We start from the raw sequence: 18,851 nt of genomic DNA on the forward strand, positions 1-18,851 counted from the left end.
CCGGCCCGCTGCGGGATTGCGCGCAGCGGGCCGGCTCCCGTTCCCGAATGCAGGTCAGAGTGTCCGGGAGCCCTCAGGATGCCAGGTAGTGATCGCCCAGATGACCACGATGTCCAGGGCGATGATGACGATCGACCACCACGGGTAGTACGGCAGCCACAGGAAATTCGCGACCAGCGAGATGCTCACGATCGTGATGGCCGCGACGCGCCCCCAGGTGGTGCCGGCGATCAGCCCGGCGGCGCTGATGATCAGCACCGCGCCCAGCGCGGTGTGGATCCAGCCCCAGGTGCTGATGTCGAACTGGTAGGTGTAGTTCGCGCCGACGACGAACAGGTCGTCGTCGATGACCGCGGCCAGGCCCTGGAGCACGGAGAGTACGCCGAGAACCATCATCAGCATCGCGGCGCCGATCGAGGTGCCGGCCGAGAATGCCTGGCGGCCGGAACGGTCGGTTGCGGGTGTTGTCATGCCGATTCCCCTTTCCGGCGAGGCACGGTGCGGCCCCGCGGCGATTCCCGATCTTTCGCGGGTGCGGCGCCGTGCGCTTCATCCGATCGGGGTGATCCGCAGGCGGCTCGCGGTCCGGCCGAGGGGGTGCCCGGGCTTCCTAGTTCCTGCGCGTGAGCAATGCGATGACGGTGTTGACCTCGCTGTGGTTGGGAACCGGCAGGCTCGAGCGCCCGTGGATGAACCCGATGCCGAGGTAGACCATGGCACCCGCCCGCAGGCGCGCGGCCTCGGCGTCGAATCCGAGTTCTGTCAGGGCGCGGCGGATGGTGTCGAAGATGCGCTGATCCAGTTCGCGCACCGCCGTTTCCACGTGCGGGTGCGTGCGGCTCCATTCGCGGAAGGTGGCTTCGACCAGCCAGTCGCGGTCGACGAGCATGGCGGCCATGGCCTCGATGCGCTGTTCGATCGGCATGGAATCGCCGGTGGCGACGGCGGCGATGACGCGGGCCTGGCCGGCGCTCCAGCGATCGGCCATCGCCTCCACGAGCTGGTCGATGTCATCGAAATGCCAGTAGAAGCTGCCCTTGGTGACCCCGAGCGCTTCGCAGAGCCGGGGGATACGCAGCGCGGGAGCGCCCTCCTCGGTGAGCAGCGCGAGCGCGCCGTCGACCCAGTCGTCGTAGGAGAGCCGGCGGCCGCGACCGGTCGACCCGGCGGACCGGGATTCGCGGTGCTGCGCTTCGGCTTTCTTCGATTTGCGCGGTGCGGTGGTGGGTCGCGCGGGCTCGGCGGTCATCGGCGCCTTGGCCTGTGGGTCATCTGCACACCTCGATCGTAGAAGGCGGGCCGGGTGGGGAACTGCTGGAAGGTGCCTTCAGGTACATGACCCTTTACCATTCTTGCGAGTACGGTTTACTGTACCTCCCGGTATGGAGACGCGGACGGATGCGGCTCCACCGGAGAGGGTCGAACACATGGACGGCACGATCGGCCGGCGCGCACTGCTGCGCGCCGGAGTCCTGGGATCGGCGGCATTCGCGCTGTCCCGGAACGGGATTCGCGCACACGGCGCGCCACCCAGCCCACTGATCTTTCATTCGCCCGAGCTGACGCCGTTCGTCGACGAACTACCGCGACTGCCCGTGCTGTCCGGGCGCGAACTCGAGCTCACGGCCGCGACCACCACGCACCGATTCCATCGGGATCTGCCCGAATCACCGGCGATGGGCTACAGCGGCCAGAGCTACCTGGGCCCGACGATCGAGCACCGCGCCGGCACGCCCCTGACCGTGCGATTCGTCAACGAGCTCGGCGCACATCCGTTCGCCGCGGACCTGGACACCAGCGTGCACGGCGTCAGCGAGCACTACCGCGATGCCCCGCCCAGCGTCCTGCACCTGCACGGCGGGGTGACCCCGCCCGAGAGCGACGGGCACCCCGAACGGCTCGTGTACCCGGGCCACGAGGCCGTGCACGAGTATCCGTTCCCGCAGCACGCGGCCGGGCTGTGGTACCACGACCACACGATGGGCATCACGCGCGCGAGCGTCTACGCCGGACTCGCCGGAACCGTGCTGCTGCGCGACGAATTCGACACCGGGGCCGCCGACAACCCGCTGGGACTGCCGGCGGGGGAGTACGAGGTGCCGCTGGTGCTGCAGGAGAAGATCTTCCGGCCCGACGGGCATCAGAGCTTGCGCACCACACCCGTTGTACCGCAGGGTTTCTGGGAGGGCGGCGGAGTCGGTGACGTGGGGGTGGTCAACGGCAAGGTGTGGCCGAACATGGATGTCGCCCGCGGCCTATATCGGTTCCGGGCGCTGAACGCGGCCTCCTACAGCGTGTGGAATCTGTTCTTCGGCAACCGGATGCGGTTCTGGGTGATCGGCAACGATCACGGCGTGCTCGACGCCCCGGTGCCGGTGACCGAGCTGCTCCTGGCCCCGGGCGAACGCGTCGATCTGCTGGTGGATTTCAGCGGGCTGAACCCGGGGGAGACGGTCGAGCTGCGCAACGATCTCGCGCCCCCGTTCCAGGCGGCGATACTCGGCGAGGTCGCGATGGAGCTGTTCTGCCGATTCCGCGTCCTGGATCGTCCCGGCTGGACGGGACCCGTCCCCGAACGCCTGCGCGGCGGTCCGAGTCTGCCGGAGCTGTTGCCGCCCTTGGCGTCCCCGGCGGTGATCCGGAATGTGACGGTCAGCCAGCCGTACGAGGTTCGGATGCCGCCCTCGATCATGACGCTGAACAACCTGCGCTACAGCGGCCCGGACGCCGATATGGAGATGCCCCGGCAGGGGACGGTCGAGCAGTGGAACATCATCAACATCACCCCCGATCCGCATCCGATTCACCTGCATCTGGTGACGTTCCGGATCCTGGATCGCACGCCGCTGCGGACCGTGGACTACCAGCTCGCCAATCCGCAACCGCCGGTGGGGGAGAAGTGGACGCCGTCGGCCGAGGGATTCCTGGGCGGACCGGCGCGGCCCGCCGAGCACTGGGAGGCGGGCTGGAAGGACGTCGTGCGCACCGACGGCGGGACGGTCACCCGGATCATCGTGCGATTCCCGACCGCGGCCGAGCTCAGCTTCGATCCGGACGCGCCGTTCGCGCGGGTGCCCGGGGAGGCGCCGGCATCGTCGCCGGAACCGCATGCCCCGGAGCCGCGGAGTCCGGGAACGCACGGTCCGGGTGTGCACCCGGCGCATGCCGGTCATCACGCATCGGATCTGCGCGGGTACGTCTGGCACTGCCATCTGCTCGACCACGAGGACCACGACATGATGCTGCGTTTCCGCACCGTGCCGTGAAGCAGCCGGTCGGGCCGCGATTTCGTTCCATACTTTTGAGTACAGTTCTAGGTACTTCAAGTATGGTGAGGGCATCGCGGATCGGTGATCCCGGGGTTCGAGGAAGAAGGCCACCCATGTCAGTGCAAGTCCCGCCGGCGCGCACCGAAGCCGACGTTCCCCCGCCGGTCCGGTGCCCCACCGCCTTCCGCTATCGGGAGGGCCGGGCCAAACCCGCGGTCCTGCGACTGGATCGAGTGGTCACCGCGCTCACCGGCGGCGGGCTCTTTCCCACCGACGCCCAGGCCGATGCTCTGTGCGAGGACCTGTTCGCGGGCGACCCGGTCGCCGAGCGCTTCGTCGCCGCGGTGATGCACGGCGAGATCGGCCCCAAGCGCGGCCGCGAAATGCTGGAGACCGCACTGACTTCGGGCGTGGACGCGGTACCCGACGCACCCGCGGAGATGCGGGAGCTGTTCGCCGAGTTCGAAACCGAGCCCGACTGGCTGCGTCCCGAACTGGTGGAACAGGGTGCGGCGATCTGGCGGCGCTGGGGCACCATGCTTTTCAGCTTCGCGGGCGCGGAAACCCTGGAGGTGTACACCGAGGCCGCGGTCGCGACCCCGCTCTCCCTCGCGGGCGGCTATGCCGGAAACAGCGCGCTGCGCCGGTTTCTCGAGACGTGCCGGTTCTGGATCGACGTTTCGCAGCCAGGCGCGCTGCTGACCCCGGGTTCCGCGGGCCGGGCCACCGCCATGAAGGTGCGGGTCATGCACGTCTCGGTGCGAGCCAAGGTCGCCGAGCATCCCGAATGGGACACCGAACGCTGGGGCCTGCCGATCAGCCAGACCTACCAGCTGCTGACCCTGCTGGCGGGCAGCCTCACCCCCGGGGCGGGGCTGTGGCTGCTCGGCTACCAGACCACGCCGTCGGAAATCCGTGCGCTGCTGCACTTTCAGCGGTACATGGGCCATCTGCTCGGGGTTCGGGTGCGGTGGTATCCCGAGACGATCGCCGATTCCGCGCGCGTGCTGGCGATGACCGTGATCTCGCGTTCCTTCGACGCGGGCGAACACGGCGCGGAGCTGATCGAGTCCTATCCTGCGGCGTTCGCTCCACGTCCGGAGCACCGCGGCTGGGCTCGGCTGCGCGCGGGCTACAACTATCGGATCAACTCGGTGTACGCCGCGATGTACATGGCCCCCGGCACGCGCCGCGGGTACCGGATGCCCGCCGCGTTCCCGTGGATCCTCATCCCCATCGCCCGCTTCCCGCTCATCACCGCGATGGAGCTGACCCGGCGCGCCTGCCCGCCCTTCGCGCGCCTGCACGAACGCCTCATGAGCAGGCATCGCGAGAACTGGTACCGGGCTCAAATGGCCGGCCGGGAAGCACAATTCGACGCCACCGGCGCACTGCGCCGCTGACCCTCGCCACCAAGGACGAACACGATATGCCGAACACCACGATCACCGAGGTATGGAACGGTCCCGGCCGCCGCGACGGCGACCTGACCACGGTGACTCCCCAGCACAACGGCCTGCACCCCTCAGACAGCCGGACCGCGTTCGAACACTGGTACTTCGACGCGCAACTGGACAGCGGGCACGTGGTGGTCGGGTTTCTGATCAAACGCCGCCCGGAGGATCTGCCGTGGGCGCGGCCGTGGGTGGAGTTGATCGTGTACACCCCCGACGGACAGCGGCGCCAGGCCGCCAAGCGCTATCCGGCCGCGGCGACCAGCTTTTCGGCCGCGGGCTGCGACGTACGGATCGGTGAGAACACCGCGCGCACCGAGTTCACGGCCGACGGTCTGCCGAAACACCATGTACGCCTTGCCGAGGACGGCGTGGCCTTCGATCTGGTCTTCGAGAACGAGACCCCGAGCTGGATGCCCGGCAAGGGGGAGACCCGCTTCGGCGGCGGCGAGACTTTCGGCTGGGTCGTGGGCGCGCCACGGGCCCGGGTACACGGCACCCTGGAGATCGACGGCACGACGATCGCGGTCACCGGACGCGGCTACGCCGACCACAACTGGGGCACCGGCGACATGAAACGCGTCATCGACCGCTGGCACTGGGGCAGGCTGTACACCGAGGACTACTCGCTGCTGTTCGCCAACGTCCTGACCCAACCCCGCTGCGGCTCCCACGCGATCGCCCCGCTGATGCTGGCCCGCGGCTCCGAGGTGATCCTCTCGACCGGCGAGACGACCCTGACCGAAGGCCCCACCCGCTACGACGCCACGGCCGGCCGCGACTACCCCGAGTGGATCGAGCTCCACGTCCCCGATCACCTGGACCTCCGCCTGACCGTGGACCGCGTCATCCACGCCCACGACCTGCTGGACGACGTTCCCGTCGTCCGCTCACGCCCGCTGCGCCCCCTGCTGCACCGGCTGGTCGGCCACCCGTCGTACTTCCGCTTCCAGTCCTCGTTCGAGCTGACCATTCACCGCGACGGCGCCGAGGATCGCCTGTCCGGAACGACCCTGCACGAGTTGGTCGCGCTGCGCTGACCCCGGCTCAGGATGGCGGATCCTGTTCGAGCGCATCGGGAAACAGGTGGTCGAAACCGATGGCGAACGAGTTGTCGGACGGGTCGACGATCACCGCGAAGCTGTGCCCCCGGACCAGCCCCGCATGGTGGTCCAGGGTGCACACGGCACTGAAGGTATCGAACCGAGGCCCACTGATCTCGACGAGAAGGTCTGCGGTGTCCGGGTTCTCGCCCCCGGCCCGTATCTCCCGGACCGCGACGACCACCGCCGTCCCCCCGACCCCGACGGCCTGGAATCTGCGTTCGTTGGTACGCCATCGGACGGTGCTCACGATGAGCGCGACCCCGATGGGAAGGGTGATCACCCCCGTACAGACCCCGCCGATCACGTCGCCCCCGGCGACCCCGAGCACCGGCCCGAACAACGTCAGACAGCCCCCGATGAGGTAGGTGAATATGCCGGCGCGCGGGCCGATGAGCTCGACCTGCTCCGGTTCACGGTCCTCGGCCCTGCTCATACCGGGCCCGCGATCCGAATCTCATCGAACAGGTCCGCGTCGTCCATACCCGCCTCCACCAGGGTTCCGCCCACGCCGGCGGCCCGCCCTCAGTCTCGGGCCGAAACCCCTGTGCTGCAAGCGTGCCGGTCAGTGCCCGGCCGGCGGCCACGCCGGCTCAGGCTGGTGCGACTGAAACCGTTGCGGCGGTGCCGCAGCCGCCCCGGCACGTGTTCGGTTCCCAGCCACGAGCACACCCGCGGTCAGCACAACACCACTGACGAAGAGCGCCGCACCGATGACGACAAGGTCGCCGTGGAGTTCAGCAGCCCGCTCCACCGTCGGCAGGACTTCGTCCCCGTCGCTGCGTTCGCCACTGGTCAACCGCCCCCAGGTGCACTCCTGAATCTCGGGCCGGTCCCGGTCCGCCTCGCACATCATCCCCAGATGAAAGGGCACCCGCGCGGAGTCCTCATACAGATCGCGCTGCGAAAAGTAGCCGAACCACATCATCCAGGCCCCGGCAATTACGAACAGCAGCCCGAATGTCCCCGCCAAACCCCTCATACCCCGAACCCCTTCATAGAACAACTTCCCACCACATAGTCCCCGAAGCCACCTCCCAACAAACAGAGGCGGCCAAGCAAGCAGGCGCCGACATCATAACGATCCCCACCACATCGCTGCGAGACCAACCGCTCCCTGGAGCCGCGCTCGCAATCCAGTCGCCGAATTCCCCTGTAGGACATAGTGATCACGGGTGTGTGCCTCGTACTGCCTTCTCGACCCCAGCACTTCTGGTGATGCTCATCGGAGGCTTCGTAATGGCAGGCGATTCACGCGCACCCGACAGCCCATGCTTGGACCAGGTCAGCCGCGGAATACAGCTGGTGCGCTTTGGCCAAAGGCCCAGATCGCTGAAACCAGCCGCGCGAGATAACGATTACATACTATTCCATTGGGACGCTTCAGCGGACGTCGCCGCGGGCAAGCACCACACCTAGCGAGACCCGCGCCGCCAGATGCCGAACGGTTCGCTGTTTCAACACTTTTGGTGGATCATCGTTCCGTGCCAAACCACACGGGGGCGGGCGGCGCACGACGCCGACCGAACCGCATACACTCGCTTCAACGTCCAGACACACCGAGATTCCGCGTCCGCCGCACAAGCCGGGCCTTCTTCGGATGGGGCGGTTGGACCAAGCTCGCGTCGATGGTAACCACGATCGCAGCGCTTGCAGCGTTGTGGTTCACTAGCCAGTCGCTGAGAGCCACAGGCGATCAGTACGGACTGGCCAAGCAGACAGCAATCACCGATCGGTTCAACAAGGCGGTCGAACAGCTAGCGAACAAAGAAGCCCTTGATGTCAGACTGGGAGGGATCTACTCGCTCGAACGCCTCGCCAACGACGCGCCCGATACCAGCCCGGTCGTGTTCGAGGTTCTCGGCGCGTTCGTACGAACCCACTCCCCCAAGAATAGCGACTGTGGCAAGGACGAAGACTTCGAACTTGCTCCGGACATTCAAGCAGTGCTGACCGTGATCGGCCGCCGGGACATGACGCGCAAGGAACCAATCGACCTTTCGAAGTCATGCATGGCCGCCGCCGATCTGGATGGCGCGAATCTACAGGGCGCGAAACTCAATGGCGCAAACCTCCAGCGGGCGGGGCTGAACAACGCGAATCTTACTGGAGCATCAGCAAGTAAGGTTCAACTGGACTATGCCAGATTCTGGGGCACCAACCTGACAAACACCCGCTTCTACAGCGCTGACTTGCGATGGACAGTGTACGTCGGCACGACTCTGGACGGGACCGTATTCAGCGAAGCGGACTTGCGAGGAGCCAACCTGCAACATGCGGAAATGAGACGCGTGGACTTGAGCCAGGCCGATCTGCGCGGCACAATCTTCTTGTCGGATGGAAGCTACGGCGGAAACAGCTCGACAGATGTGCCGGGGGCCCAGAGCTCCGCGCCGGTCAGTCGCACATCAGACACTGCCAGCTACGAAGATAACATTCTGTACGGCGCCAAATTCGACGAGTGGACAAGGTGGCCTGCCGGTTTCACGCCTTAACCAGGCTGATTGAAGTTAGTCCGTTTATGCTGCCGCCTTTTGATAGATCTCGGATCGGGTTGCAGCCCCTGACAGGACCGCTGGGGGCAGGTGGCCTGCGTTCCATCCGTGACTGTACGGGCAAGGGTACGCGGAGAGGCGCGCGGCGGGGAATGGTCGCCGGCACGCCTGCTTGGCGTCTTTACGTGTGTGAAAGGCGGACTTCGGGCACCGGAAACACCAGCCGCAGCACGCGTTACGATCCCTCACGGCCAGTCGCCAGTCGGGAAATGCGGGCGCGAAGGCGAGCGACTTCCCTTCGGCTCAGATCCGCAGCTTGGAGAAGGGGCCGAGGGCTCGGATTCTGCTCTCCCGGCCGATCGGTTCTAGGTGATGCGCGGCGGCAGCGTCATCCCAGTCGTGTTCTCGCCGACGATATCGTCATGGCACGCGCCCTCGAAGTGGGTTCCGGACCGGCTTAGGAAAAAGCGAGGTTCGTGGTGGTCATGTGATGGTGAGCCAAGTGGCGATGTCGGTGACCACCTGTGGGTCGACATGCTGGGGCGGAACGTATTCGGCCGGGGTGGGGGGCCGGAGCCGGGGAAGAACAGGTGATTGACGGCAATCAGATCAGTCCGCTGGTACGAAGCAGTCGATACCGGCCGTCCGGATCGTCGATTTCCTGGTCTCACAAGAACTCTCGGCAGCGCGGCCCGATCACGTATCGTCGAAAGAAGGTGAGAATGTCCGGCGCGAGCACATGCGAGGAGGCAGGAGTGCGTGCGGTTACCAGCCGCCGACTGCCAACCACTCTGTCTGGAAGTCCGTGGCCGTGATCGCTTCGGCTGTGAGATGTGGGTGGCCGGATATCTCCGCTACCGAGGGCGTTATCCCGGCGCTCAGGCGAGTGACCTCTGTTCGACCCGACATCGCGGCAAGACCGCTGCCTCCGTCTCGGAACCGTTCGACACGCCGCCATTCGCGGCCGCTGGCCAGAACCTCGCTGAACGATACCGCGATATGGTCGAACTCGGAGTGGTGGACGATCTTCAGATGGCGCAGCCCGTCTTGTTCCGGAACGAAATCCGCAGCACGAGCGGCCGCTTCCGCTCTATCGATGCAGTCGCATTCCTCATCACTGTTACAGCACGCCGACAGGGTCGCGTCATCGAGCGAATCTTGGTCGGGTCCGGCGGGATGCTCGCCAAGCTCCGCACGCATCCAAGCCGGAACAGAATCCCTTGGAAACAAACGCAACTCGTCGGCAACGGCCTGGGGGAGCTGATCGCGCACGGTGGGTCGGTCACGTCCGAAGCGGACACCGACCACACCGTCCGAGGCGATGGTCAGCCACATCGTGAACCACGTACCCCGGTGCGGGACATACATCAGTTGTCGCAGTTCCATGACCTCCTGCGGAACGCTGACCTCGAGCGGCCCCGGCAACGACTCCGCGGACAGGAAGAAGTTCAGCTGATTACCGACGATGTCGATGCGCACCTCGAGGGTGGTCCATCCGGGCCGAACGTCAGCGGCAATCTGGGACACGATCGCCGAGAGCAGCCGGCGCTCCGCGATCATCGGTGCGGACACCGGGCCGGTGAACACCCACTCCATCGCTGCCGGCCGACGACGACCCCAGCGTCCGAATACCGGCATCTGACCTCCAACGCATCACCCGCACGACCTCGTTGGCCACAGTAGCGGACCACGCAACTGGCGAATCCGGTTGCTGGAGCCAGGAATCCGCAAAGATGCCGGTCGAGGTTGGTGCGGACGGGTGAAGTGGAGAATAGGCTGCGGCGGTGGATTTTTCCGAGGTCCTGCGGCAACGACGAATGGTGCGGGAGTACACCACTGAGCCGCTCGACCGAGCTGTCATCGACCGCGTGGTGCGCTCGGCACTGCATGCTCCTTCGGCTGGGTTCTCGCAGGGATGGGCGTTTCTCGTGCTGACCCGTGAGGCCGACCGCCAGCGGTTCTGGAATTTCGCCCCGCACGCGCACCGTGCCAACCCCGCGATCCGGAACGCGCCGCTGATCGTGGTGCCGATGTCGAACAAGGACGCCTACCTCGATCGATATGCCGAGGCGGACAAAGGCTGGACGGACCGGGACGAGGCGCGCTGGCCTGCGCCGTACTGGCATATCGATACCGGAATGGCCGCGTTCGCAATGCTGTTGACCGCCGTCGACGAGGGACTCGGGGCGTGTTTCATCGCGATCATGCCCGACCACCTCGAGAGATTCCGGGCCGAGTTCGGCGTACCCGCGGGATACGATCCGATCGGCGCGATAACCATGGGCTACCGCGCCGACGACCGAACTCCGGCTCGCTTCGTTCACCGTCGACGGGACGCGGCCGAGGTTGTCCACGACGGGACATGGGGCCGCGCGTGGACGTGAAGCCCAGCGTCACATGTTGTCGTCGATCAGATGCAGACGCCTGGCCAGGTCGGAGACGAAGACCCGTTCGGGATCGACCTGGTTGCGGACCCGCCGCCAGCGGTCGAGTTCGGGATACATGGCACGGATTGTCCCGGGGTCCGTACGCGAATCCTTTGCGAAATACAGGCGGCCGCCGGCCGCGAGCACGCGTTGATCGAGTCGGTCGCAGAACTCGGCCAGGCCGGGTTTGAGCGGGAAGTCGAGGCTGAGCATGTACCCCGGATGTGGCCACGACAGCGGTGCGGGATTCGCTGCGCCCATGCGCTTGAACACGTTCAGGAACGACCGATGCTCCGAGTGTGCGATGGCACGGACCGTGGCGGCCAGTTCCTGCTCGGCGCCGTAGGGCATGGAGAACTGGTACTGCAGAAAACCGCGGCGACCGTAGGCGCGGTTCCATTCACCCAGCAGATCCAGCGGGTGATAGAACTGCGTGAGGTTCTGGGTGCGGCCGCGCGCACGGCGCGGGTAAACCCGGTGCGCGGCTTCGGCGGCGATGCGAATGGTGAAATTGTTGACCAGACCGCTGGGGAAGATGTCCGGCACGGTGAGCAGTTGAGGTGCGTCGAACTTCAGCGGGTTGCGCCGCAACGCGGGTGGAAGCTGGTCCAGGGTGGCCAGCGAACCGCGGCTGAAGCCCGCTCTGCCGAGTTTCGCGTCGATGCTGACGGTATCGGGTACCGCCATGGAGTACTCGTAGCCGTCGTCTGAGCCGCCGGTCAACAGTTCCATCGTCTCGGCGAGATTGTAGGTGCGGTCGTTGTCGACGATGAAGTAGGCGGTCTCGGTGTGCTTCATCCGGACCCGCGCGCGAACGATGATCCCGGTCAGGCCCATACCGCCGACGGTGGCCCAGAACAGCTCCGCCCCGGGTCCTTCCGGTGTGAGGGTGTTCAGCGTTCCGTCCGCGGTGAGCAGATCCAGCGACACGACATGGTTGCCGAAACTGCCCTGGGTGTGGTGGTTCTTGCCATGAATGTCCGAGGCGATCGCGCCGCCGACGGTGACCTGGCGGGTACCCGGCAGCACCGGCACCCAAAGCCCTTGGGGCAGAGCCGCCTTCATGAGCGTGTCGAGGCTGACCCCGGCGTCGATGTCGACGATTCCGGTGTCAGGGTCGATATCGTGGATGCGGTCGAAGGCGGTCATATCGACGACCAGCCCGCCGGCGTTCTGCGCGGGATCCCCGTAGCTGCGACCGAGCCCGCGAGCGATGACCCCACGCGGCCCGGCAGCGCCGACAGCCTTCGCGACGGTGTCGAGGTCTGGCGTGGAAAGTACCTGTGCCACAGAAGAAGCGGTTCGGCCCCACCCCGATAGAGCCCGTTGCGTGGTCATCGATCCCCCTTGGATGAAATTCACCCTGCCACGGTAACCGCACGGAGAAGCACACGGCCACAGCCGAATCCATGCTGTAGGCGGAAGGTCGTGCGAATGTGGAGAGGAATTCGTCGAAGAACATGCGGAAAGGTGACGCGGCATGCGACTTCCAACCACCCCCGACGAGCTCGCGCTCGTCCGGCGCTGGGTTGTCTCGGATGTCCACAGACCCGGCCGGTACATGCGGCTCAGGAATATTCAGCCGTTGCTCGACAAGCCGGAACAAGCAAGGTTCGAAACGGGCCTCGCCCTCGATGCTTGGCAAATCACCGACGGCGAGCTGCACACATTGCTCGAACTCGACTGGCGAGCACAGCTCACCGCGGCGTGGCTCATCGGCCTCGACCGGCGGACCCGGTTCCGGCACACACTGGAAAGACTTTTGACCTGTGGAGTGATTGCTCCTGATCGGGCGTTGTTTCTCGCATTCGCCCGGTTCGGCGAGCCCGCCGACGCCGACACTCTCGTTGACTACCTGCAGAACCGGACCCCCGTGGTCGCTCGCCGGGTCGTCACCAAGGAATTCGCGTTCGACGCACTCACAGCTCTCGACGATCAACTCGGGACCAACTACTCGGCCCAGTTTCGCGACCACTACCGCTGTCAACCGGTCCGATACGTCACGAACACACCGACCCTCACGTTCGATCGGCCAACCACACTGCTGTGCGCTTTTGCGGATCGCATAATGGCGGGACCGTCGAGCTCGTAGCCCACGCAAGCATTGGCCAGGCCTGCCCGATTAAGGTTGCTCCAATACGATCGGGGGCTGGAGTCGAACGAGGGGGGACCTTATGCCACGCCTACCTGAACCGGTACCTGCTGAGGTGGCCGAGCTGGCCGAGCAGCACCGGCTGGGATTGTTGATCGACGCGTTCGTCGTCGCACGAGACCGAAAGTCGTTGGGACGCGACAAGGACCTCGGCAACCGGGTGTATGCCTATGGGCCGGGGCTGATTCGGAAGATGGCCGGTCAGCCGTTGTACGCGATGCGGTGGGAGCAGTTCAACCGGGTCGAGCAGAGCGTCACGCACCACCACACCAACTCGGCGTACAACGGCACCAGCTTCCGCTACGTGCTGCACAGTCCCGGTGGCGGCTTCGCGAACTTCACTGACTGGTACAAGGATCCGCAGCACAGCACCATCGACCCATTCCACAACGACGTGCGGTACGTGACGTACCTGAGGGAGGGAATCGCCGGCATCTGGCGCCAGCAGATCATCGACTCGCTCAACACGCTCGAGCGCGGTGAGACGCTGACATTCGGCGCGGTGAGCCTGGACGCGCAGGGGATCCGCACCCAGAAGAAGGGGAAGCTGGCGTGGCCCGACGTCAGGGACGCCACCCTGGATCAGGGATACCTGGTGATCGAGAAGCGCGGCAAACTGCTGCCGTGGGCGATGGTTCCGTACGCGCTGGCGCCCGAAGCCACGTTGATCGTCACGCTGGCAAAGCAATTGGCTCCGCCCCGCTGACGGGTCGGGGGCTTCGGGGCGCGTAGTGCGCGTACGTTGGGGCGAGACCCCTTGCCCCACAACGTGAGGAACCGCCGATGGACGACCACCTGGCTCAATTCTGTGCCGCCGCAACGGCGCGGGACTTCGACACGATGATGAAGGCCGTCGCGCCGGACGCGGTTCTCGTTTCCCCGCTGGCGGGGAAAGCGGTCTTCGCCGGGCACGACGACCTGCGGGTGCTGCTGACCGCGGTGTACTCGGCGCTGTCGGACACCCGCTGGGAACCGCAGATCGGGACCGGTGACCGGCGAGCCGTTCTTTCACATGCCAAGCTCGGTCCGTTCCGGATCACCGACGCCATGATCGTCGAGCTCGACGACCAGGGCCGGATCCGCCGCATCGCCCCGCACCTGCGGCCGTGGCTGGCCCTGACAGCCTTCGCGGTGCGCATGCTGCCGACCATGGTCCGGCACTCGGCCGTCTTCCGGCGGGCGCTGCGCACCCCGGATCCGGCGCTCGGTTAGGTCTCGGTATTAGTCACCGGCTGGAACCAGCCGTCGAATCGGCGCCGCAACGATGTCCGCGAAAGCACCCGGCGCGTGGGCCGACCTGCCCCGATGCGCCGTTGCCGGCGGCCGTCATTCCGGGCCCACGACCCATTCGATCTGGTGGACTATGCCGTTCTCCAGCAGGTAGCGATCCATCTCGAGATCGACGAACGTCGCGGGATCGTTCATTCTCGCCCGGTACTCGCGGGCCTGCACGCGCCCGTCCGCGAGGACCCGGACGTTGGAGTACCGGCGCACCCCCAGCGGCGTCTCGAACTCGCGATACATCTTCCAGCCGGTTTCGGGGGTTTCGCCGCGGGCGTGGGCCATTCCCAGTTCGAATTCGAGCTGGAGCTCACCGGGCTCGAGGTCGTCGAACGGATTCGTCTCGTTCATGGCCGACCTCCACCCGTACCGTTCGCGCCCCGGGCCGAGCATCGGATTCGGTGTCGGCCCGAAACCCCTGTGCTGCACCATGCTACCCGGACGCGATGCAACTCTCCGGCCTGATCACCTGCTACTCAGGCGGCCGAATCACCCCAGCGGGGGAGCGGTGCCGCCGAATCGAACGCCCCACCCCCAGCCATGTTCGGCGGCAACGCAATTCGAGGGCAGCCGCCCCGTTCGCTCAGCCCGCCAGGCGCACCCGTTCGACGCCGCCGCTCCCGCTCGCCCGGACGATGGGGATCAGCAGCCGCGACAGCGCCAACTGATCGACCGGCAGGCGCGGGATCTCTGGGAGCCAGTTGTGCACGAAGCCCACGGCGAGCCCGCTGCGCGGATCGGCCCACCCGCCCGACCCCGCCAACCCGATGTGCCCGATGGCGTGCGTCGCGCCGGGGACCGGGTACGAATGATGCCCCAGCCGCCAGCCCATGGGCAGCAGCAGGTTCCGGTCCGGTCGGCGGGTCTGCACGCGCGACATCGCGCGCACTCGCTCGCGCGGGAGCAGCCGCCCGGGCGTCGCGATCTCGTTGTAGACCGCGGCCACCGCGCGAGCGGTGAAAACACCGTTCGCGGCGGGATTCTCGCCACGCAGCAGCAGCGGATCCGGGCCGAGCGCGAATCGCTCGACGCCCTCGGCGTGCACCGAGCGCACGAAGCCCGCGCCGTACAGCGGCGCGGCCGCGCGCACCGCCAGCGCGGCCAGCGGAATCCCCAGCGGCAGCCCCGATCCGTGCGACCGGGCGATACCGGGACCGGGCACGCCGCCGAGTTGCAGGCGGTCGAGCCCGAGCGGGTTCACGAGCTCGGTCCGGTACAGCTCGCCCATGCTCTTCCCGGTGATCGCCCGGGCGAGACCGGCGGTGAGCCAGCCGAAGGTGATGGCGTGGTAGGCCGGGACACCGCGCGTCTCGTCCGGCGCGGCCGCGGCGATCCGGTCGATCATCAGGTCGTGGTCGACCAGATCGTCGAGTCTGCGGGCGATGGCGCCCACCCGCGACAAACCCGCACGGTGACTGAGCAATTCGGCGACCGTGATGTCGCTCTTACCCGCGGCGCCGAATTCGGGCCAGTACTCCGCGACGGGCGCCCGGTAGTCCAGCAGTCCGCGTTCGGCCAGCAGGTGCAGCACGGTGACCGTGATGCCTTTGGTCGTGGAGTAGGACACCGCGGCGGTCTCGCGCTGCCACGGCTCGTCGCCGGCCGAGCCCGCCCAGACGTCGACCACCGGTTCGCCGTGGTGATACACAGCCAGCGCACCGCCACCGCGACCGGCGACGAGGCGGCCGAAAAGCTCCACCGCAGCGGCGTATTCGGGGTTCGAGTGACCATGCACCACGGGTTCGCCCTGGTTCACGGCCGGCGCGCCGAAGATCGGGAGTCTCATCGGCTCACCCGTCCCGCCCCCGTGACCATCCGATTGCGCTCCCGTGCCTGATCGGCCACCGGTAGAGCCGACTTCGATGTCGATTCGTTCAACGCTCGCCTCTTCGTAATTCTCTTACTCTAGTAATCCGATTATCCAAAAAATCGGGTTAGAAGCAAAGGCTAGGATGATCAAGTGGCCCGCATGACCCGCGCTGAGAGCAAAGACCGCACCCGCCGGAGCATCCTCGACGCGGCCGTGCCCCGCTTCCTCGACCGCGGCTTCACCGCCTGCTCACTGGAAGAGATCGCCGACGCCGCCGGCTACTCCACCGGCGCGGTGTACTCGAACTTCGGCGGCAAGACCGAACTGGCGATCGAAGCCCTCGACGAGCTGTACCTGCGGGAAACCGAACGCGTGCTGACCAGGCTGCTCGCCGACGAACCCTCCTTCGAGTCCTGGGTCGCCACCCTGAGCGAGTGGGCCGCCCACACGATCGGCGAGCCGCGCTGGGCTCGCTTCGAGATCGAGCTGACCGCCGTGATGGCGGGCAACGACACCCTCCGCCCCGCCCTCTCGACCCGCTACGCGCGTCTCCGCGAGGCGATCACGACCCTGCTGCAGCGCCTGATGTCGGAGACCCACCCCGAGAACACCGATTTGGACGCGACCGCGACGTTGCTGCTCGGTCTGGTCCTGGGGGTGGCGCTGCAGCGGATCGCCGACCCGGAGGTGCCGACGGCGGCGCTGACCCACGGGATCGAGTTGATCGCCCGCAATCCCCGGTTGGCGACCGAGTGATCCTCGCGGAGTCGGGTGTCACTCCATCCCGGTGCGCCCGGGGGTCCAGAACGGTTTGGTGTGAATGTTGCGCCGATCCCAGCCGTGAACATCGATGAGCACGCGCTTGAGCGTCTGGATGGTTCGGGCTTCGCCGGCCAGGTAGGCCGCGCCCGGCCGACCGGGGAGCGGGAGATCGCGCAGGGCGGCGGCGAGCACGGGTGAGTTGGCCGCCGAGGCATCCCCGCGTTCGACCCTGGTCAGGGTCGCGGGCAGCGCGAGGTGGTCGGCACCGGTGGCGGCTTCGACCACGCCGTGCACTTCGGCCGTCGCGGGCAGCGACCGCACCATCGCCGCGAACGCGACCGACGCGGTTTCCTCGCCCGCGAACAGGTGATACTCCGCGTGCGGGCGCGGTGTCAGTTTGCCTTCGGGGCGGGTGAATCTGACTGCGGAGCCGACGTGGAGATCACGAACCCACCGCCGCGACGGGGTGAGATTCCCTGGCTCGGCAGTGTGCTCGAATCGCACGATGTCGAGGGTTCCCAGCTCCGGGTCGGCGTCGTAGATGGAATAGGCCCGCAGCGAGTCGTAGGGCGCGAGCCGAAGCAGAGTTTCGGCGAAGCCATCGACCTGCACGCGGATGTGTTGTCCCGCTGTCCATTTCAGTCCACGCAGACGCGGTCCACTGAACCGGATGCGCTGAAGTCGGGGCGTCAGCTGCTCGAACTCGCTGACCGTCGCGGTCAGCATTATCGCGTCGCGGAGTGAGCCCACGAAGGGAATGGTGTCTTCGAGCGCCGCCATGGTTCTCCCGTTGCGTGATAGATCGATTACGGTGTGCGACAGCCACTTTCATCTGGCTGAGCTCGGATGTCGAAAGATGCTCGGCGCGAAAACAATCGGGTGGGGTCCGATCGATCTCACGCTTCACGGATGTCACGTGACGAAAAAGGCGCGGTGCCTCGATGTGCCCGACAGTCATTGTCCGGCAGTGCATTCGGTGGTCGGTGGCGACCATGGATAGCTTACATAATGAACAGTCATTATGTAAATGATCAGAGTGAGACCACCGACCGCCGAGAGTGCCGCAGACCCTCACCGCGCCAGTGGAACCGGGCCGACCTGGTGTTGCAGGCGGTTGAAGCGACGGTCGTGCCACAGCAGCGGCGTTCCCTCGCCCGTGTGGGTCGCGACGATCCGACCGACCACGAGCGCGTGGTCGCCGTAGCGCCGGACGTCATCGACCAGGCACACCGACCAGGCGAGTGTCCCGCGCAGAATCGGAACACCCAGCACGGTGATGTAGTCGGCGCCGTCGAACCGATGACCGCCGCGCCCGGCGAAATCCTCGGCCAGCGACTGTTGCTCCGCCGCAAGGAATTGCACGCCGAACGCCCGGGTCCGCCGCAGCGCGGCGAGGGTTCCGGATCCGGTCGCCAGGTACGCCGACAGCAGCGGGGGATGCAACGACACCGAGGTGACCGACGAGGCGGTCATGCCCACGGGCCCGCCGGGACCCTGCGCGGAGACGATGCTGACGCCCGCGGCGAGCATGCCGAACAGTCGCCGGCAGCGCTCGGCCTCGGGACCGGGAACATCGGCGAACTCCGCGACCGGCGCCGGTTCGAGGGCCGCGCGCTCAGACATGATCCGGGGTAACGATCGTGACCTCGCCCAGCAACCCGGTCAAGATCACGGTGATGTTCTCGCGCAGTGCGGATTCCGCGACCGGGTCCAGGATCTCCGACAGCGAGGGCATGCCGAGATCGAAGCGCGCGGTGAAGTTCACCGCGGTGCCGGACTCGTGCGCGCGCACCCGCCACGAACCGTGGAACTCGGCGAAGTCGCCGGAGGTCTGTTCGAAGTCGATGACGCCCTGCTCGGGGTCGAAGGTATCGACCTCGGTCCACCGCAGCAGGCCGCGGCGGAACTTGACGGTCCAGGTCGACTCGACCCGTTCGGTGTCGACGGACCCGACCTCGACCGAGACGACGGTGTCGGTGAACTCGGGGTAGCGCGCGAAATCACTGATGCGCGAGTAGGCGAGGGCGGAGTCGATGGCCGGGGCCACGAGGTGAAGATCGATGGTGCGCATGAGATTTGGCTCCTTGGTCGGGGGCGGT

20 protein-coding genes are annotated in these 18,851 nt (G+C 66.7%); 9 read left to right on the forward strand and 11 right to left on the reverse strand.

The genetic code is table 11. From position 1 onward, the window contains the following. Positions 1 to 54 precede the first annotated feature (54 nt). Both ACWIGI_RS32670 and ACWIGI_RS32675 read right to left on the reverse strand, forming a co-directional pair. Entirely contained in the window at positions 55 to 471 is a 417-nt protein-coding gene (locus ACWIGI_RS32670) for a DUF7144 family membrane protein (RefSeq protein ID WP_454206889.1), read from the reverse strand. Between the two features lie 139 nt (positions 472 to 610). After that, entirely contained in the window at positions 611 to 1,249 is a 639-nt protein-coding gene (locus ACWIGI_RS32675; protein WP_454206890.1) for a TetR/AcrR family transcriptional regulator, read from the reverse strand. Between the two features lie 178 nt (positions 1,250 to 1,427). On the opposite strand from ACWIGI_RS32675, the gene ACWIGI_RS32680 reads away from it, so the two are divergent. The 3 genes from ACWIGI_RS32680 to ACWIGI_RS32690 all read left to right on the forward strand — a co-directional run bounded on the left by ACWIGI_RS32680 (position 1,428) and on the right by ACWIGI_RS32690 (position 5,763). After that, positions 1,428 to 3,266 (forward strand): multicopper oxidase family protein, encoded by a 1,839-nt coding sequence (locus tag ACWIGI_RS32680; RefSeq protein ID WP_454206892.1) that lies wholly within the window; start codon positions 1,428 to 1,430, stop codon positions 3,264 to 3,266. Positions 3,267 to 3,382: 116 nt separating this feature from the next. Further along, a complete protein-coding gene (locus tag ACWIGI_RS32685) occupies positions 3,383 to 4,672 on the forward strand; it encodes an oxygenase MpaB family protein (protein WP_454206894.1) in 1,290 nt (429 codons plus the stop codon). Between the two features lie 26 nt (positions 4,673 to 4,698). Then, positions 4,699 to 5,763: a lipocalin-like domain-containing protein gene (locus tag ACWIGI_RS32690; protein ID WP_454206896.1), complete on the forward strand. Its 1,065-nt coding sequence runs from the start codon at positions 4,699 to 4,701 to the stop codon at positions 5,761 to 5,763. 7 nt (positions 5,764 to 5,770) lie between these two features. Here the strand turns inward: ACWIGI_RS32690 and ACWIGI_RS32695 are convergent, their stop codons facing one another. Together ACWIGI_RS32695 and ACWIGI_RS32700 are read right to left on the reverse strand one after the other, a co-directional pair. After that, positions 5,771 to 6,262, reverse strand: coding sequence for a hypothetical protein (locus ACWIGI_RS32695; protein ID WP_454206898.1), 492 nt, complete (start codon positions 6,260 to 6,262; stop codon positions 5,771 to 5,773). A gap of 129 nt (positions 6,263 to 6,391) precedes the next feature. Then, complete coding sequence (locus tag ACWIGI_RS32700; RefSeq protein WP_454206900.1) at positions 6,392 to 6,808, reverse strand: hypothetical protein; 417 nt, start codon at positions 6,806 to 6,808, stop codon at positions 6,392 to 6,394. Positions 6,809 to 7,454: 646 nt separating this feature from the next. Here ACWIGI_RS32700 and ACWIGI_RS32705 point away from each other — a divergent pair. Further along, a complete protein-coding gene (locus ACWIGI_RS32705) occupies positions 7,455 to 8,321 on the forward strand; it encodes a pentapeptide repeat-containing protein (RefSeq protein WP_454206902.1) in 867 nt (288 codons plus the stop codon). A 765-nt stretch (positions 8,322 to 9,086) separates the two neighbouring features. Here ACWIGI_RS32705 and ACWIGI_RS32710 read toward each other — a convergent pair. Next, positions 9,087 to 9,959: a DUF6881 domain-containing protein gene (locus tag ACWIGI_RS32710; RefSeq protein WP_454206904.1), complete on the reverse strand. Its 873-nt coding sequence runs from the start codon at positions 9,957 to 9,959 to the stop codon at positions 9,087 to 9,089. A gap of 146 nt (positions 9,960 to 10,105) precedes the next feature. Here ACWIGI_RS32710 and ACWIGI_RS32715 point away from each other — a divergent pair, with 146 nt between their 5' ends. Then, positions 10,106 to 10,705 carry a nitroreductase family protein gene (locus ACWIGI_RS32715; protein ID WP_454206906.1) on the forward strand — a complete coding sequence of 200 codons (600 nt, stop codon included), beginning with the start codon at positions 10,106 to 10,108 and terminating at the stop codon, positions 10,703 to 10,705. A gap of 9 nt (positions 10,706 to 10,714) precedes the next feature. Here the strand turns inward: ACWIGI_RS32715 and ACWIGI_RS32720 are convergent, their stop codons facing one another. Then, positions 10,715 to 12,085, reverse strand: coding sequence for an FAD-binding protein (locus tag ACWIGI_RS32720; RefSeq protein WP_454206908.1), 1,371 nt, complete (start codon positions 12,083 to 12,085; stop codon positions 10,715 to 10,717). A gap of 142 nt (positions 12,086 to 12,227) precedes the next feature. Here ACWIGI_RS32720 and ACWIGI_RS32725 point away from each other — a divergent pair, with 142 nt between their 5' ends. The 3 genes from ACWIGI_RS32725 to ACWIGI_RS32735 all read left to right on the forward strand — a co-directional run bounded on the left by ACWIGI_RS32725 (position 12,228) and on the right by ACWIGI_RS32735 (position 14,111). Continuing rightward, positions 12,228 to 12,839: a DUF6000 family protein gene (locus ACWIGI_RS32725; protein ID WP_454206910.1), complete on the forward strand. Its 612-nt coding sequence runs from the start codon at positions 12,228 to 12,230 to the stop codon at positions 12,837 to 12,839. 115 nt (positions 12,840 to 12,954) lie between these two features. Further along, positions 12,955 to 13,605 carry a DUF6585 family protein gene (locus ACWIGI_RS32730; RefSeq protein ID WP_454206912.1) on the forward strand — a complete coding sequence of 217 codons (651 nt, stop codon included), beginning with the start codon at positions 12,955 to 12,957 and terminating at the stop codon, positions 13,603 to 13,605. Between the two features lie 77 nt (positions 13,606 to 13,682). Beyond that, a complete protein-coding gene (locus ACWIGI_RS32735) occupies positions 13,683 to 14,111 on the forward strand; it encodes a nuclear transport factor 2 family protein (protein ID WP_454206913.1) in 429 nt (142 codons plus the stop codon). A 114-nt stretch (positions 14,112 to 14,225) separates the two neighbouring features. Here ACWIGI_RS32735 and ACWIGI_RS32740 read toward each other — a convergent pair whose 3' ends face one another. Together ACWIGI_RS32740 and ACWIGI_RS32745 are read right to left on the reverse strand one after the other, a co-directional pair. Continuing rightward, entirely contained in the window at positions 14,226 to 14,531 is a 306-nt protein-coding gene (locus ACWIGI_RS32740) for a hypothetical protein (protein ID WP_454206915.1), read from the reverse strand. A 232-nt stretch (positions 14,532 to 14,763) separates the two neighbouring features. Next, entirely contained in the window at positions 14,764 to 15,966 is a 1,203-nt protein-coding gene (locus tag ACWIGI_RS32745; protein ID WP_454206917.1) for a serine hydrolase domain-containing protein, read from the reverse strand. Between the two features lie 183 nt (positions 15,967 to 16,149). Between ACWIGI_RS32745 and ACWIGI_RS32750 the strand changes: the two genes are divergently transcribed. Then, on the forward strand, positions 16,150 to 16,746 hold the full coding sequence (locus tag ACWIGI_RS32750; RefSeq protein WP_454206919.1) for a TetR/AcrR family transcriptional regulator: 597 nt from the start codon (positions 16,150 to 16,152) through the stop codon (positions 16,744 to 16,746). Between the two features lie 18 nt (positions 16,747 to 16,764). Here ACWIGI_RS32750 and ACWIGI_RS32755 read toward each other — a convergent pair whose 3' ends face one another. The 3 genes from ACWIGI_RS32755 to ACWIGI_RS32765 form a co-directional block, all read right to left on the reverse strand. Beyond that, complete coding sequence (locus tag ACWIGI_RS32755; RefSeq protein ID WP_454206921.1) at positions 16,765 to 17,532, reverse strand: siderophore-interacting protein; 768 nt, start codon at positions 17,530 to 17,532, stop codon at positions 16,765 to 16,767. Positions 17,533 to 17,823: 291 nt separating this feature from the next. Continuing rightward, positions 17,824 to 18,375 carry a flavin reductase family protein gene (locus ACWIGI_RS32760; RefSeq protein WP_454206923.1) on the reverse strand — a complete coding sequence of 184 codons (552 nt, stop codon included), beginning with the start codon at positions 18,373 to 18,375 and terminating at the stop codon, positions 17,824 to 17,826. Continuing rightward, complete coding sequence (locus ACWIGI_RS32765; RefSeq protein WP_454206925.1) at positions 18,368 to 18,823, reverse strand: type II toxin-antitoxin system RatA family toxin; 456 nt, start codon at positions 18,821 to 18,823, stop codon at positions 18,368 to 18,370. Before ACWIGI_RS32765 ends, ACWIGI_RS32760 begins: the two co-directional genes overlap by 8 nt. Positions 18,824 to 18,851: the final 28 nt, after the last annotated feature.

The sequence above is a fragment of the Nocardia sp. NPDC055321 genome, from assembly GCF_053645575.1.